Here is a 16,205-nt window from a genome sequence, read left to right on the forward strand (position 1 = left end):
TGCAAGATTTTTGCCAATCGGACAAAGATAACGAAAGAGAAATGAGAGTAATCGACCTGATAAACAGTAACGAAAAAACAGCTTTTTCCTTTGAAATATTGCCACCACTGAAAGGTACGGGCATCGAAAAGCTGTATCAGACCATAGATACGTTACGGGAATTCGACCCCAAATACATCAACATCACCACGCACCGCAGCGAGTACGTGTACAAAGACCTCGGCAACGGATTGTTCCAGCGAAACCGCCTGCGCCGCCGCCCCGGCACCGTAGCCGTAGCTGCTGCCATCCAGAACAAGTACAACATCACCATGGTGCCGCACATCCTTTGCAGCGGCTTCACCCGCGAGGAGACGGAGTACGTGCTGCTCGACCTGCAATTCCTCGGCATCACCGACCTGCTGGTGCTTCGTGGCGACAAGGCAAAGCACGAATCTTCGTTTATCCCCGTAGGCAACGGTTACCACCACGCCGTCGAACTACAAGAACAAATCAACAACTTCAATAAAGGCATCTTTGTGGACGGCTCCGAGATGAAAGTTACCAATACCCCATTTTCGTACGGCGTAGCCTGCTATCCGGAAAAGCATGAAGAAGCCCCCAACATGGATACAGACATCTACTGGCTGAAGAAGAAAATGGAAATGGGTGCAGAGTATGCCGTGACCCAGCTCTTCTACGACAACCGGAAATATTTCGACTTCGTGGAACGCGCCCGCCAAGCCGGTGTCACCATCCCGATTATCCCGGGCATCAAGCCCTTCAAGAAGCTGTCACAACTCAGCATGATACCCAAGACGTTCAAAGTAGATTTGCCCAAGGAACTGACCCAAGAGGTTCTGAAGTGCAACACCGACGCAGAAGCCCAGCAAGTAGGCATCGAATGGTGCGTGCAGCAGTGCAAAGAGCTGATAGCCCATGGCGTCCCAAGCCTCCACTTCTACTCGGTAGGAGCTACAGACAGCATCAAGGAAGTAGCCAAACAAATATACTGAACAATTGATAATTGACAAATGATAGTATCACAAGTAATAACTCATAACTTATAACTTATAACTCATTACCCCGTGTTCAGTTTCAAGGACATAATAGGCCAAGAGCCAGCCAAGCAAAGGCTGATACAAGAAGTGCAGGAAGGACGTATCCCCCACGCACAACTCTTCTGTGGCCCTGCCGGAGTAGGAAAACTCCCATTGGCACTTGCCTATGCCCGCTACATCTGCTGTCCCAACCGGACGGAAACCGATGCCTGCGGTACTTGTCCCTCCTGCGTGAAATGGAACAAGCTGGTGCACCCGGACGTACACTTCGTATACCCTATCGTCAAGAGTGCCAAAGGGAAAAAGGAAGTCTGCGACGACTATATCACCAACTGGCGGCACCTGCTGCTGAACAGCCCCTACTTCGGACTGAATCATTGGCTGAACGAGATGGATGCCGAAAACGGGCAAGCCATCATTTATGCCAAAGAAAGCGACGAGATAACCCGCAAGCTCAGTCTGAAATCCAGCGAAGGAGGTTACAAAGTCACCATCGTATGGCTGCCCGAAAAAATGCACGAAGTCTGCGCCAACAAGCTGCTGAAGCTGCTGGAAGAGCCGCCCGAGAAAACGATATTCCTCCTCATTTCCGAAGCTCCGGAAATGATACTGCCCACCATCCTCAGCCGCACGCAACGCTTCAACATCCCCAAGATTGAAGAAGTTGACATAGCAGGAGCCTTACAGCAGAAGTACGGAGTGCAGCCCCGCGACAGCGAGACCATAGCCCACCTGGCAAACGGAGACTTTATCAAAGCATTGGAGACCATCCATCTGAACGAGGAGAACGAACTGTTCTTCAATCTCTTTGTCAGCCTGATGCGACTCTCCTACCAGCGCAAGATACGGGAAATGAAACAATGGAGCGAGCAGCTTGCCGCCATGGGACGCGAACGGCAGAAGAACTTCCTGGACTACTGCCAGCGTATGACCCGCGAGAACTTCATCTACAACCTGCACCGCAAGGAGATGAACTACATGACGTTGCCCGAACAGAACTTCGCCACCCGCTTCGCCCCCTTTGTCAACGAGCGTAACGTCGTGGGCATCATGGACGAACTGAGTGAAGCGCAGCGCCACATCGAGCAGAACGTGAACGCCCGCATGGTGTTCTTCGACTTCTCCCTCAAAATGATTGTTTTATTGAAACAATGAAAAGTGGCAAGATAATGAAATGCAAAGTATCAAATCGTAAATAGTAAATAGTCAAATAGTAAATAAACAGATGATGGAATTTAAACTACATAACGGAAGCGGAGGTCTCTGCTGCAAGAGTTGCGGCAGGCAGGACAAGCAACTGAACACCTACGACTGGCTGGCAGACATTCCGGGCAATGCCGATGAGAGCGAGCTGGTAGAGGTTCAGTTCAAGAATACCCGCAAGGGATATTTCCGCAACAGCAACAAGATACCCCTGGAGAAAGGCGACATCGTAGCCGTAGAAGCCACCCCCGGACATGACATCGGCGTGGTGACCCTGACCGGACGCCTCGTGCCGCTGCAAATGAAGAAAGCCAATATCAAGTCCGAGGCAGACATCAAACGCATCTACCGCAAGGCGAAGCCCGTAGATATGGAGAAGTACAACGAAGCAAAAGCCCGCGAGCACGCCACCATGATACGCTCGCGCCAGATTGCCCTGGACCTCAACCTCAACATGAAGATTGGTGACGTGGAATACCAGGGAGACGGCAACAAAGCCATCTTCTACTACATCGCCGACGAGCGTGTGGACTTCCGCCAGCTCATCAAGGTCCTTGCCGACGCCTTCCGCGTGCGCATCGAGATGAAACAGATTGGCGCCCGCCAGGAAGCCGGACGCATCGGTGGCATCGGTCCCTGCGGACGCGAACTCTGCTGCGCTACCTGGATGACCTCCTTCGTGTCGGTATCTACCAGCGCTGCACGCTTCCAGGACATATCACTGAATCCGCAGAAACTTGCCGGACAATGCGCCAAGCTGAAGTGCTGCCTCAACTACGAAGTGGACTGCTACGTGGAAGCACAGAAACGCCTGCCCTCGCGCGAGATTACCCTGGAAACCAAAGACGGCGAGTTCTTCTTCTTCAAAGCCGACATTCTGAGCAACCAGATAACCTACTCAAGCGACAAGAACATCCCTGCCAACCTGGTGACCATCAGCGGCAGACGCGCCTTCGAGATTATCGGTTTGAACAAACGTGGCATCAAGCCCGACAGCTTGATAGAAGAAGCCCATCGCTCCGAACCCAAAAAACCGGTGGACTTGCTGGAACAAGAGAGCCTCACACGCTTTGACCGCAGCCGGAAAGGCAAGAGTGGCGGTGACGGCAACGGTAGCGAGAACAGCAACAACAGCCGTAACAAGAGAAAGAAAAAGAGTGGGAACGGTCGTCCGCAAGGAGGTGAGCAGGGTGCTCCCCAATCCAACAACCAGAGAGAACAATCCAGGCAAGACCGGCAACCGAGACAGAAACAAGACCGGCAAGTACCCAAACAAGGTGAACAGCAACAAGGCGAACGTCAACAACGGAACAATAACAACCGTCGTCCGCCCCGTAACAATAAGCCCAAACCTCAAGGTGAAAGACCTGCCCAAAATGACAAACCGGCTCAAGAATAGGAATCTCTGCCTGAAAGGTATCATACTACTGTTTGTCGCAAGCCTGCTGAGCGCTTGCGACAAACAGACCGTATACCATTCCTTCCAATCCCTCCCCACCGAAGGTTGGCCGCGCGAAGACACGCTCTCTTTCGACGTGAAGGTCACCGACTCACTGACCTACTACAAACTGTCTCTGGAAGTTCGTAACCGAAGCAACTACCCCTATCAGAATCTACCTCTATCCATCTGCTACACCACCGCAGATTCCATTCCGTCACCCACGGACACCATACAGATAATCCTCGCGGACAAAGAAGGAATCTGGAAAGGTGACGGCTGGGGAGGTCTCTATCAGACTGCCGTCTCCGCAGGAAGCGTTCGAATCGGCAAACCCGGCACCTACCTCTTTAAAGTGGCCTATACGCTACCGGACGAAAGGCTGCAAGGAATCAATGACATCGGCATCAAACTGAAGAGATAGGAACTCCCTATTGTTCTTTATCACCTTCTTCTAACAACCACCTCAGTCTCCCACTCACGTCTCCTTGAAGCGGAAACGGGCGGGGTATCATAACTTGCCCTCTTACCTCATAGCGTTACGTCTTTTACGCCAGGATGTAACGACGACCGTTACACCAGCATGTAAAGGGCGTTACAATATAGCGTAAAAGTCGTTACGATACAGCGTAAAGGACGTTACAATGCGGTGTAACGGACGTTACATTACGATGTAAACAATGTGTAAATGCAATGTAATGATAATCAAGTCCATTCGTATGTCCCACAAGGAAACGGTCATAACTAAATTCGGCGATTACGTCCCGCATCAATCCGTAGAAAGATAAACAGCAGGATTGTGAATCCCCAGAGAGAAGAACCTCCGTAACTGAAGAAAGGCAACGGGATACCGATGACGGGGGTCAGTCCCAGCACCATGCCTATATTGATGAATAGATGGAACAAGAATATACTAAGCACAGAGTAACCATACACCCGGCCAAAGGGGGATTGCTGCCGCTCGGCCACGGCAATCAGCCGTAAAATAAGAATAAGGAACAGTAACAGGACAGTCGTGGACCCTACGAATCCTTCCTCCTCACCCACGGTGCAAAAAATGAAGTCCGTATCTTGCTCCGGCACATACTTCAGCTTTGTCTGCGTACCGTTCAAGAAACCTTTGCCGGTCAGCCCCCCGGAGCCGATGGCTATCTTCGACTGGTTCACGTTATAGCCGGCACCAGCAAGGTCCTCCTCCATACCGAGCACCACCTTGATACGTATCTGCTGATGGGGTTCCAGCACTTTATTGAAGAAGTAGTCGCTGGAGTAGAGGAAACCTATCGAACCCAAAGCAAACAGCCCAATCAGAAAATAAGATAAATGGCGCTCGCTTAAAGAAAGAAAGACAAGATACCCGACAACAAGTGCACAAAGCCCCCACTGCACCCACACCAAGTTGAAGGGTACCACGTATTCCGAAATCAGATAAGCCACGAGCAGCACTCCCAGCGAACCGCCGATAATATTCCGCGTGGGTTCCCAACGCTTTTTATAAACCCATACCATGCCTCCGGCAAAAAGCAGTACCATCAGCAGCACGGCAAATTCTCCGATAGGCGTCGGCGTATCGGCAATCATCACCGCATCAAAACGGATACCCACCACGAAGTAGACCACTGCACATATACCCGAGAACAGCACCACGCCCGGCATTCCCTCCCGATAAAGCATCAGGAAAAATGCAGAGTACACCAATGCCGAACCCGTCTCCCGCTGCAGGATAATCAGCAACATGGGGAAGAGAATCAGGAAAGCCAGCATAAGGGAGCTTTTCCAGTTCTTCATCGTAAACGAGTAGGCGCTCATATACTTGGCAAGCGCCAGCGCCGTGGCAAACTTGGCAAACTCCGCCGGCTGCAAACTGACCGGCCCCAGGATGAGCCACGACCGCGACCCTTTCGTGTCAGGCGCAATGAATATCGTGACAATCAGCAACAGCATCAGCCCTATATATATAAGGTAGGAGAACATGTCATAGAGGGAATCGTCCAGCATCAGCAGCACAAACCCCAACCCGAAGGAACATATAATCCAGACAAACTGCTTGCCGGCACGCGTAGAGAAGTCCAGAAAGTCACGGTCACCATAATCATAACTTGCTCCACAGACACTGAACCAGCCGAATACAATCAGCAGCAGGTAAACGACAATCGTCACCCAGTCCAATGATTTCCATATGCTATCTCTCCTCGTCACCAATTTATTTACAATTTTACGATTTACTATTTACTATTGAAGCCACCCACAGTTCATCCCTAACCCCTAATCATCATCTCTCCTCATCTCCGTAAAGTATCACCCGGTTACTGAATTCTTCCGCCCGTATCTCATTCTCGGGCGACAGCTTTCCATGCAGATACTGGTCCATCATCATGGCACCGATAGGTACGCCATACGTGGCACCGAAACCACCGTTCTCCACATAGACGGCAATGGCTATCTTAGGGTTGTCCATCGGGGCAAAGCCCATAAAGACAGAATGGTCCTTGCCGCGGTTCTGTGCCGTACCCGTCTTTCCGCAGACCTCCACACCCGGCAGGATGGCTCCCGCCATGCGGCAAGTGGCGCTACCCGTACTTCCGTCTACAGCGGCACGCATACCTTTCACCACCATTTCATAATATTCGCGGTCGATGGTGGGATAACGGGGATTGCGATAGATGCTGTCCAGTTCATTGTCTTCTATCTCCTTCACGATGTGCGGAGTAATGAAATGCCCCCGGTTGGCAATGGTGGCACCCAGATTGGCTATCTGCAAGGGTGTAGCAAGAATCTCTCCCTGCCCGATAGCGATACTGATAACCGTCAGACCGTTCCACGAGCCCCGATAGGGCTTGTCGTAGAACTTGGCATTCGGTATGAGGCCACGCTGCTCGCCAGGTAGGTCGGTACCGAGCCGATAGCCGAAGCCCTGCGACACCATGTGGTCTTTCCATACGGTAATGGCATTCTGCGGCGAACCGTATTTTTTATCACCGAACATGCGGTACAATCCCCAACAGAAATAGGAATTACAAGAGGTAGCTATGGCAGGAATCAGAGACAGAGGCGAACCATGTCCGTGACATCCCACATGAAGGCCTTTATGATTGAAACCATGCGCACAAGGGAAAGTCGGATAATCTTCGTGGATAATCTCTTCCTGAAGGAAAGTCAGTGCCTGTGCCGTCTTGAAGGTGGAGCCCGGCGGATAAGCTCCCATGATGGCACGGTTCAACAAAGGCTTCCGCTTGTCCATCTGCAGCAGGCGGTGGTTCTTTCCCCGCTGGCGCCCTATCATCAGATGAGGGTCAAAGGTAGGCGAGGAAACCATGCATAGTATCTCACCCGTAGCCGGTTCGATGGCCACAATGGCACCGATTTTGTGTTGAAGCAGTCGTTCTCCCAACATCTGAAGATCAATGTCGATGCCCAACGTCAGGTTCTTGCCGGGTACGGAGGAACGGTCCAACTGTCCGTCCATGTAGTGTCCCTGGATGCGCCCGTGAGCGTCACGAAGCAGAATCTCCACCCCCTTCTCTCCACGCAGATACTTTTCATAGGATTTCTCGATGCCTTGCTTGCCTATATAGTCTCCGCGAATATAATAGTCATCGTTCTCAATGTCTTTCTTGGACACTTCGCCGATGTCCCCCAGCAAATGGCCGGCAGAGTTATAGGTATATTGGCGGATAGTACGCCGCTGAATATAGAAACCTGGAAATTTGAACAGCTTCTCCTGAAACACACCGCACTCTTCGGCAGAAAGCTGCGTCATGAACACCTGATGGGTGTATTTGGAATAACCGGGGTTCATCCAGCGGTTCTTGACGTCCTTCATCCGTTTGTCAAACTGTTCACGGGTAATGTTCAAGGCACTGCAAAGGTCGAGTGTATCCAGCTGCGTCACCTCCCGAGGCACAAACGTAATATCATAGGCAGGCTGATTAAACACGAGCAACTTACCGTTACGGTCGTAGATAGCCCCCCGTGATGGATATTGTATCTTGTTCAGAAAAGCGTTGCTGTCCGCGTTCTTCTTGTAGTCATCAGTCATGATTTGCAGGTCGAACAGCCGGAACACGTAAATAAGAACGATGACAATAGCCGCCGCTCCAATTACATATTTCCGCTTTTCCAGTGTATAGTCTTTCATCAATTCCTAATCCTTAATCCCTTTATCCTTTCTTTCTTATTCCCTCAACAGCCATAATACAAGTCACAGTAAGCAGGGTACTTGCCGCAATTCTCAACAACAGCGTACCGATATGGGCAAAAGAGAAGAATTCGAGGGTAAGCAACAAACCGTGATGTATCAGCACACTCACAACCAGATATTTCAGGAAAGGAAGAATCCCCATTGTACGGATGGCCGGAACCAGTGTATCCAGCGTGTCACGAGGCACGAACAGCCGCAAGAAAGTGGGGCGCAAGAAAGCCAGCAACACCGTAGCGGCAGCGTTCATCCCCGGTGTGTCGGAAAAGACGTCGACAGCCAGCCCTAAAAAGAATGCCCACAACATCAACGCATTGCGGGGAGTGTCCGACTCAAACTTCAGTATCAAGTAGATATACAGAAATGGAGTGGCATATCCTGCAATATGCACATTGTTCAATATCAGCACCTGTAACAGTACCAAGCCTATGAACCATCCTATTTTATGCAGATAATTAATTAACAACGCTAATGAGTTATAAGTTACGAGTTACAAGTTATTGAGTGTATAGTTATAAGATATAAAGATGATTAATCCTTAACCCCTAATCCCTAATTTCTTAGTCACTTCTCGTCCGCCCTCGACTCCAATGTCTTTTGTTCATCCTGCCCGTTGCGGGAAATGACGCGCACATTACTCACCTTTCCAAAGTCTGTAGCCAGCTTTATCTTCAACAGATACGAAAGCCCGTCGTGCGAGTCGGACATGTCATCCACCGTCCCCACCATGACACCTTCTGGAAACACGGTGGAATAGCCGCTGGTCACTACTGTATCTCCCAGATTGAATTCGGCATGCCGGGGCAAATCCTTCAGATAGGCAAAACGGGAATCACCTCCCTCCCACTTCAAATAACCGAAATAATCACTACCCACAATCTTACAGCTGATGCTCGACTTGCTGTTCAGCAACGGAATGACCAACGAATAATGGGGAGAGGTCTTATACACAATACCCACCACGCCATTGGCATCTACAACTCCCATCTCAGGACGGATACCTTCTGTTGTTCCACGGTCTAAAGTGATATAATTGTCAGCCTTGTTCAAGCTGTTCTTTATGACATTCGCCTTGAATATCTGATACTCCGTAGGAGCAAGCCGTTCCATGCTGTACAACCTGGCGGAGTCCAATCCTTTCTCCTTCAAAACATTTTCCAGAAACGAAAGCCGCTGCTCCAGCCACATGTTGCGGTCGAGCAGGTCTTCGTTGGCCGTCTTCAAGTGGAAATAAGAAGTGATGCCACCCGATATTTCATAAACCTTCCCTGCCACGCCATTGGCAGAGGTGAAATACACACTCTGCTGGTAATGGTTGAAGCGAAATAATAAAATAAAACTGGCAACCTCTAACAGTAGAAAGAGGAACCAGTAATTATATTTAATGAGAAAGTTTAATAAATTCCGCATTACCGCATCAAGAATGAGAAGCGGTCAACGTTCTTCAATGCCACGCCCGTACCTTTGGCAACGGCATGCAAGGGGTCTTCCGCAATGTGGAACGGTATGTTTATTTTATCAGTCAAACGCTTATCCAGTCCACGAAGCAATGCACCGCCACCGGCAAGGTAGATGCCGTTGTGAACAATGTCGGCATACAATTCGGGAGGCGTATTTTCCAATGCACTCAAGATGGCTGTCTCAATCTTAGAGATAGACTTCTCCAGGCAGTGCGCCACTTCCTGATAGCATACCGGCACTTCCATGGGCAATGCCGTGATGCGGTTCGGACCATGAACGATATAGTCTTCAGGAGCATCCTCACCGAGTTCCGTCAAGGCAGCACCCACATTAATCTTAATACGCTCAGCCATACGCTCGCTGACCTTCACGTTGTGCTGGCGGCTCATGTATTCCTGAATATCGGCAGTCAAGTCGTCACCGGCAATGCGGATGGAGTTGTTACTTACGATACCTCCCAAAGAGATTACGGCAATTTCCGTAGAACCACCACCTATGTCAACAATCATGTTGCCTTCGGGAGCCTCTACATCGATACCGATACCGATGGCAGCAGCCATCGGCTCGAAAATCAAATAAACGTCGCGCCCGCCGGCATGCTCGGCAGAGTCGCGCACGGCACGCAGCTCCACTTCGGTACTGCCCGAAGGAACACCAATCACCATGCGGAGTGACGGAGAGAAAAGACGGTTACGGTTGTTCACCATCTTGATAAGTCCGCGTATCATCTGCTCGCAAGCATAGAAGTCAGCAATCACACCGTCGCGCAACGGACGGATGGTACGTATGTTTTCGTGGGTCTTTTCGTGCATCATCTTTGCCTTGTCACCCACGGCAATCATCTTATCGGTACGACGATCCAAAGCCACCACCGAAGGCTCATCCACCACAATCTTACCATTCGTGGTGATGATGGTATTGGCTGTGCCAAGGTCCATCGCTATTTCTTGTGTAAAAGAGAATAATCCCATCTATTGATTTACTATTAAATGATTTACTATTTACTATTTGGCAGATCTGCTATCTGACGACCTCCACCTACAATGACACCTCCCGGCAAATAGTAAATAGTAAATCGTCAAATAGTAAATGACCTTAATGTTTAAAGTGACGGAACCCAGTAGTTACCATGGCAATGCCATGCTCGTTGCAATATTCAAACGAGAGTTCATCCTTGATGCTCCCACCCGGCTGGATGACGGCTGTTACACCTTCATTGCCGGCAATTTCCACGCAGTCGGGGAAGGGGAAGAATGCGTCACTTGCCATTACAGCGCCATTCAAGTCGAAACCGAAGTTTTTGGCTTTCTCGATAGCCTGCTTCAAAGCATCCACACGGCTGGTCTGGCCTACACCACTTGCCAACAACTGCTTTCCTTTTGCCAACACAATGGCATTCGACTTACTGTTCTTCACAATCTTGTTTGCAAAGAGCATATCCTCAATTTCCTGTGCAGTGGGAGCCTTCGTAGTTACAGTCTTCAATTCTTCAGGAATTTCCACCTTAAGGTCGCGGTCCTGAACCAATACGCCATTCAGCAAAGAACGGAACTGCTTCTTAGGCAGAGCTGCCGGCTTGCGAACCAGGATAATACGGTTCTTCTTCTGACCGAGGATTTCCAACGCATCCACATCGTAATCGGGAGCGATAATTACCTCAAAGAAAATTTTATTGATTTCTTCGGCAGCAGCCTTGTCAATCACGGCATTTGTAATGAGCACACCACCAAAAGCGGATACCGGGTCACCGGCAAGCGCATCGTTCCATGCTTCGAGCACAGTGGGACGTGAAGCCAGTCCACAAGCATTATTATGTTTCAGGATAGCGAAAGTAGTATCCTTGAATTCGTCAATCAAATCAACGGCAGCATTGATGTCGAGCAGGTTGTTATAAGAGATTTCCTTACCGTGAATCTGGTCGAACATAGCATCCAGATTGCCATAGAAATAACCTTTCTGGTGCGGATTCTCGCCATAGCGTAAAGTCTTCTGGCTATTGGCAGAGCAACGGAAAGCGGAACCTTCCTCACCGTCAAAATAGTTGAAGATGGCAGAATCATAGTGTGAAGACACTCCGAACGCCTCTTTGGCAAACCAACGGCGTTCTTCGATGGTAGTAGTGGCTCCGTGTTCCATCAGCATGTCACGGAACGGCTGGTATTGTGCTTGCGAAGCGATGATAACCACGTCGTTGTAATTCTTGGCAGCGGCACGAATCAGGGAGATACCGCCTATGTCAATCTTTTCGATGATGGCAGGTTCTTCGGCACCACTGGCAACTGTAGCCTCAAACGGATAGAGGTCAACGATGACGAGGTCTATTTCGGGAATTTCATATTTTTCAATCTGTTGCATGTCTTGCTCCAATCCGCGGCGGCAAAGGATACCTCCAAAAACCTTCGGATGCAAAGTCTTTACGCGTCCGCCCAGGATGGAAGGGTATGTAGTGAGGTCTTCCACTGCCTTGCAGGGATAGCCCAGAGATTCTATAAACTGACGTGTTCCACCGGTTGAGAGGAACTCTACACCTTCTTCATGCAGTTTGGTAATGATTTCGTCCAAACCTTCCTTATGGTAAACAGATACCAGAGCTGTTTTGATTCTTTTTGTTTCAGACATGGATTTGCGTATTAAAGTATGCGTATATTAGTATTTGATGCGCAAAGTTACAAATTTTGTTTATTCATACATACATTCATACACAATAAATTAGGTATAATTAAAAAAGGCGGCATCTGTTTCCAGTCTGCCGCCTTTTTTTAAGGGTTATTTTGTTGGTTTACCAAATAGATACACGTTTTTCTACCGGCAAGAACATCGGGTCTTTTTCTGTCACGTTAAATGCCTCATACCAAGCACCGATTTGCGGCAATGCACCGTTTACACGCCATTCGCCCAATGAATGCACATCGCTCTTCGTGCGGTTCAGCACTTCTTCGGGACGAATATCATTGGCCCATACACCTGCGTATGCCAGGAAGAAACGTTGTTCGGGAGTAAGACCATCCAACACCGGCAACGGATTGGCAGCCGTAGCTTTCTTGAATGCCTGATAAGAAACCTGCAGACCACCGTGGTCGGCAATATTCTCACCCAATGTCATGCGTCCGTTGGCATATACGCCCGGAGCAACCTCGATGCTATCGAAGAAGTTCACCATCACCTGGGCACGCTCGTCAAAGTTCTTGGCATCTTCAGCAGTCCACCAGTCTTTCAGGTTACCGTCCTTGTCGTACTGGCGACCCTGGTCGTCGAATCCGTGAGTCATTTCATGACCGATTACCACACCGATGGCACCGTAGTTGAAGGCGTCATCCGCATTCATATCGAAGAAAGGATATTGCAGGATACCGGCGGGGAAACAGATTTCGTTCGTAGTCGGGTTATAGTATGCGTTGACGGTCTGCGGAGTCATCAGCCATTCATCCTTATCCACCGGCTTGCCGGCTTTGGCTATCATTTCGGCATGGCTCCACTCGTTGGCACGTTCCATGTTTGCCCAGTAAGAGTCGTTTTTGATTTCCAGTGTGGAGTAGTCTTTCCAAGTGTCGGGATAACCAATCTTCACATGGAAGGTAGCCAGTTTCTCCAGAGCTTTCACCTTAGTGGAATCACCCATCCAGGCAAGATTCTTGATACGTTCGCCCAGGCTTTCCTGCAAGTTCTTCACCAAAGTAACCATACGCTCCTTGGCAGCAGCAGGGAAATATTTCTCCACGTACATCTGACCTACAGCTTCGCCCAGCGCGCTGCTTACAGTGCTTACCGCTCTCTTCCAGCGGGGCTGCATCTCTTGTGTACCGCTCATAGTGCGGCTGTAGAAGTCGAAGTTCTGTTCTGCCATAGCATCGTTCAGCAAGCTTGCGGCAGAATCAATCAATTTCCATTGCAAATAAAGGCTCTGCTGTTCAATGGGCAGCGTATCCAGGATATCGGCAGCGGCTTTCAGTGAAGCGGGCTGGCCTACGATGATTTCCTTCACATCCTTCAAGTCCATGGCAGACAAATAAGCATCCCAATCGAAAGTAGGATAATTCTTCTTCAACTCTTCCATGCTCATCTTGTTATAATTGGCATGTGGGTCACGCAACTCCGTACGAGAGCGGAAAGCCTTGGCAAGACGTGTTTCCACATCCATCACCACCTCCATACCTTTCTTGGCAGTAGCCTCGTCGAAACCAGCCAACTGGTACATCTTCTGTACATGTGTACGGAAAGCATCACGAATTTTGGCAGTAGCCTCATCATTCTCCAGATAGTATTCACGTTCGCCCATGCTCAGCCCGGTCTGATAGGTCTGTACGGCATTCATGCTACTGTTCATTTCGTCAGCGCCAACATACAGCACGTTGTAGACGATGATACCTTTCTTCTGCATATCGCCCAGCAAGGCATAAAGCTCTTTCTTGTCCTTCAAAGCAGCCAGCTGGTCGAGTTCAGCCTTGATGGGGGCCACACCGTCCTTGTTCAGCTTCACGCTGTCCATTACGATTTTGTACAAGTCACCGATTTTTTGTGCCACGCTGCCGGCTTCGTGCTGGGTGGCGGCAAGTTCTTCAATCAGTCCTTGAATCTGCTTGCGGTTGTTTTCTGCAAGGATAGTGAAAGAACCGTACTGTGAGTATTCAGCAGGAATTGGATTGTTCTTCATCCAACCGCCACATGCGTATTGGTAAAAGTCAGTTCCGGGTAGAGCCGTTGTGTCAAGATTGGCGAGCTGGATGCCTGCTGTAAGTTCAGCCTGCTGCTTGCCGGTGTTGCAGGATGCCGTCATCAGACAGAATGCTGCAATGGGTAACAAATGATTTGCTTTCATAAATATATAAAATATAATAGTTAGTGATTCTCCAACTCTACAGTAGCCGCGTCCCACTCTTCCATCACACGGTCAAGCTGCTCTTTCAGTTTTTGGTGCTGCTCATAAAGCGACATGTCCGAAGCACCCTCCGGTGTAGCCATCCTAGCCTCAAGAATGGCAATGGCAGCCTCCGTCTGCTCTATCTCCGCTTCACAATCGGCAACGCGGCGTTCCAGCTTCTTAAGTTTCTTGTTAAGCTCCTTCTGCTCCTCATAGGAGAGCTTGGCAGCCGAGGGCTGAACCGGTTCTGCACCAGCATTTCCTGATGCCGCCTTACCGGCAGTGGGCGAAGCGGAAAGTGAAGGAGATTTCTGTAACTCATTCAGGCTCTCTATCTGCTTCTTTTGCAGGAAATCATAAATTCCTCCCAAATGTTCCTTCACCAGTCCGCCACCAAACTCGTATACTTTAGTCGCAAGTCCGTCCAGAAAATCACGGTCATGACTGACTATTATCACCGTCCCGTCAAAATCGCGGATAGCTTCCTTCAGTACATCTTTGGAACGCATGTCAAGATGATTCGTAGGTTCGTCGAGAATCAGAAAATTCACCGGCTCCAACAACAGTTTTATCATGGCAAGCCGGGTACGCTCTCCACCGCTGAGCACCTTCACCCTTTTATCCGAAGCCTCACCGCCGAACATGAAAGCACCCAGAATATCACGAATTTTGAGGCGGATATCCCCTACGGCCACGTGGTCAATCGTATCGAATACAGTTAGGTTCTCATCCAAAAGTTGTGCCTGGTTCTGGGCAAAATATCCAATCTGCACATTATGTCCCAGTGTAAGTTTTCCGGTATAATCCGTAATCTCACCCATAATACACTTTACAAGCGTAGACTTTCCTTCGCCGTTCTTACCGACAAAAGCAACCTTCTCTCCTCGGTTGATGGTCAAATTCACATCATGGAAAACAATGTGCTCACCGTAGGATTTCTCCATATCCTCGCAGATGACGGGATAATTACCGCTACGGCTGCTGCAAACAAACTTCAGGCGCAAAGAGGAGTTGTCTTCCTCATCCACCTCGATACGTTCTATCTTTTCAAGTTGCTTGATGCGACTTTGCACCTGCACAGCCTTGGTAGCTTTGTACCGGAAACGCTCGATAAAGTCTTCCGTATCTTGTATCTGCTTCTGCTGATTCTCGTAAGCACGCAGTTGCTGCTCCCGGCGCTCCTTGCGAAGCACCACGAACTCATCGTATTTCACTTTATAGTCGTAAACGCGTCCACAAGTTATTTCGATGGTACGCGTAGTGACATTGTTCAAAAAGGCGCGGTCGTGGCTGACAAGCACCACCGCATTGGCACGGGTGGAAAGGAAGTTCTCCAACCACTGGATACTCTCGATGTCAAGGTGGTTGGTAGGCTCGTCGAGCAGCAACACATCCGGACGACGAAGCAACAGCTTGGCAAGCTCTATACGCATACGCCAACCACCGGAAAACTCGCTTGTAGAGCGGTCAAAGTCCTCGCGGCTAAAGCCCAGCCCTTGGAGCGTGCGCTCTATTTCGGCACGGTAGTTGGTGCCTCCCATCATAAGGAAACGTTCGTTTTCGTGGGTGAAGCGGTCAATCATTTTCTGGTAATCCTCACTATCGTAGTCGGTACGTTCGGCAAGTTGCTGATTCATGCGTTCGATGCCCGCCTGCATCTCAAAAATATGCTCGAAGGCAAGTTCAGCCTCCTGCATCACGGTGCGCTTGTCACTGAGTATCATCACTTGGGGCAAATACCCGATAGTACATTCGCGAGGAACGGCAACAATGCCGGCAGTGGGCTGCTGAATGCCAGCCAATATCTTGAGCATGGTGGACTTACCGGCACCATTCTTGCCGACAAGAGCTATACGGTCTTTCTTATTGATAACATAAGAGACGTCTTCGAACAGAGGAGTGGCATTAAATTCTACCTTCAGTCCTTCTACAGATATCATAGTGTCAATGAATTTATCGTTCAAGACTGCAAAGGTAGCGATTTTCAACGTTATACAATATCATACG

The 16,205-nt window shown here is 49.5% G+C and carries 12 protein-coding genes; 4 read left to right on the plus strand and 8 right to left on the minus strand.

The features are described 5' to 3' along the window. Positions 1 to 41 precede the first annotated feature (41 nt). The 4 genes from metF to HUX74_RS07105 all read left to right on the plus strand — a co-directional run bounded on the left by metF (position 42) and on the right by HUX74_RS07105 (position 4,105). Complete coding sequence (gene metF / locus HUX74_RS07090) at positions 42 to 995, plus strand: methylenetetrahydrofolate reductase [NAD(P)H] (protein ID WP_117599230.1); 954 nt, start codon at positions 42 to 44, stop codon at positions 993 to 995. A gap of 72 nt (positions 996 to 1,067) precedes the next feature. After that, complete coding sequence (locus tag HUX74_RS07095; RefSeq protein WP_117966333.1) at positions 1,068 to 2,195, plus strand: DNA polymerase III subunit delta'; 1,128 nt, start codon at positions 1,068 to 1,070, stop codon at positions 2,193 to 2,195. A 73-nt stretch (positions 2,196 to 2,268) separates the two neighbouring features. Continuing rightward, positions 2,269 to 3,642, plus strand: a complete 1,374-nt coding sequence (locus HUX74_RS07100; RefSeq protein ID WP_174646749.1) for a regulatory iron-sulfur-containing complex subunit RicT — start codon at positions 2,269 to 2,271, stop codon at positions 3,640 to 3,642. Further along, on the plus strand, positions 3,620 to 4,105 hold the full coding sequence (locus tag HUX74_RS07105) for a gliding motility lipoprotein GldH (RefSeq protein ID WP_174646423.1): 486 nt from the start codon (positions 3,620 to 3,622) through the stop codon (positions 4,103 to 4,105). The genes HUX74_RS07100 and HUX74_RS07105 overlap by 23 nt, the downstream gene beginning before the upstream one ends. 320 nt (positions 4,106 to 4,425) lie before the next feature. Here HUX74_RS07105 and rodA read toward each other — a convergent pair whose 3' ends face one another. The 8 genes from rodA to abc-f all read right to left on the minus strand — a co-directional run bounded on the left by rodA (position 4,426) and on the right by abc-f (position 16,138). Further along, positions 4,426 to 5,883 carry a rod shape-determining protein RodA gene (gene rodA, locus HUX74_RS07110; protein ID WP_174646424.1) on the minus strand — a complete coding sequence of 486 codons (1,458 nt, stop codon included), beginning with the start codon at positions 5,881 to 5,883 and terminating at the stop codon, positions 4,426 to 4,428. Between the two features lie 70 nt (positions 5,884 to 5,953). Next, on the minus strand, positions 5,954 to 7,822 hold the full coding sequence (mrdA, locus tag HUX74_RS07115) for a penicillin-binding protein 2 (protein ID WP_117966324.1): 1,869 nt from the start codon (positions 7,820 to 7,822) through the stop codon (positions 5,954 to 5,956). Positions 7,823 to 7,841: 19 nt separating this feature from the next. After that, positions 7,842 to 8,345 carry a rod shape-determining protein MreD gene (gene mreD / locus HUX74_RS07120; RefSeq protein ID WP_005828540.1) on the minus strand — a complete coding sequence of 168 codons (504 nt, stop codon included), beginning with the start codon at positions 8,343 to 8,345 and terminating at the stop codon, positions 7,842 to 7,844. Between the two features lie 98 nt (positions 8,346 to 8,443). After that, on the minus strand, positions 8,444 to 9,289 hold the full coding sequence (mreC, locus tag HUX74_RS07125) for a rod shape-determining protein MreC (protein ID WP_117966322.1): 846 nt from the start codon (positions 9,287 to 9,289) through the stop codon (positions 8,444 to 8,446). After that, positions 9,289 to 10,311: a rod shape-determining protein gene (locus HUX74_RS07130; protein WP_005828544.1), complete on the minus strand. Its 1,023-nt coding sequence runs from the start codon at positions 10,309 to 10,311 to the stop codon at positions 9,289 to 9,291. Before HUX74_RS07130 ends, mreC begins: the two co-directional genes overlap by 1 nt. A gap of 124 nt (positions 10,312 to 10,435) precedes the next feature. Continuing rightward, the gene (gene purH / locus HUX74_RS07135; RefSeq protein ID WP_174646425.1) at positions 10,436 to 11,959 is read right to left on the minus strand and encodes a bifunctional phosphoribosylaminoimidazolecarboxamide formyltransferase/IMP cyclohydrolase; all 1,524 of its coding nucleotides are present in this window, start codon (positions 11,957 to 11,959) and stop codon (positions 10,436 to 10,438) included. Between the two features lie 160 nt (positions 11,960 to 12,119). Beyond that, positions 12,120 to 14,156 carry a M13 family metallopeptidase gene (locus HUX74_RS07140; RefSeq protein WP_117966316.1) on the minus strand — a complete coding sequence of 679 codons (2,037 nt, stop codon included), beginning with the start codon at positions 14,154 to 14,156 and terminating at the stop codon, positions 12,120 to 12,122. Positions 14,157 to 14,176: 20 nt separating this feature from the next. Next, positions 14,177 to 16,138, minus strand: a complete 1,962-nt coding sequence (gene abc-f, locus HUX74_RS07145; RefSeq protein WP_174646426.1) for a ribosomal protection-like ABC-F family protein — start codon at positions 16,136 to 16,138, stop codon at positions 14,177 to 14,179. Positions 16,139 to 16,205 lie beyond the last annotated feature (67 nt).

It is taken from the genome of Bacteroides sp. Marseille-P8574 (assembly GCF_902825465.1).
Classification (GTDB): domain Bacteria; phylum Bacteroidota; class Bacteroidia; order Bacteroidales; family Bacteroidaceae; genus Bacteroides; species Bacteroides uniformis.

Coding starts and splice junctions, on each gene's coding strand:
- metF (WP_117599230.1), top strand. CDS start 42: ATGAGAGTAATCGACCTGATAAACAGTAACGAAAAAACAGCTTTTTCC.
- HUX74_RS07100 (WP_174646749.1), top strand. CDS start 2,269: ATGGAATTTAAACTACATAACGGAAGCGGAGGTCTCTGCTGCAAGAGT.
- HUX74_RS07105 (WP_174646423.1), top strand. CDS start 3,620: ATGACAAACCGGCTCAAGAATAGGAATCTCTGCCTGAAAGGTATCATA.
- mreC (WP_117966322.1), bottom strand. CDS start 9,289: ATGCGGAATTTATTAAACTTTCTCATTAAATATAATTACTGGTTCCTC.
- HUX74_RS07130 (WP_005828544.1), bottom strand. CDS start 10,311: ATGGGATTATTCTCTTTTACACAAGAAATAGCGATGGACCTTGGCACA.
- purH (WP_174646425.1), bottom strand. CDS start 11,959: ATGTCTGAAACAAAAAGAATCAAAACAGCTCTGGTATCTGTTTACCAT.
- HUX74_RS07140 (WP_117966316.1), bottom strand. CDS start 14,156: ATGAAAGCAAATCATTTGTTACCCATTGCAGCATTCTGTCTGATGACG.
- abc-f (WP_174646426.1), bottom strand. CDS start 16,138: ATGATATCTGTAGAAGGACTGAAGGTAGAATTTAATGCCACTCCTCTG.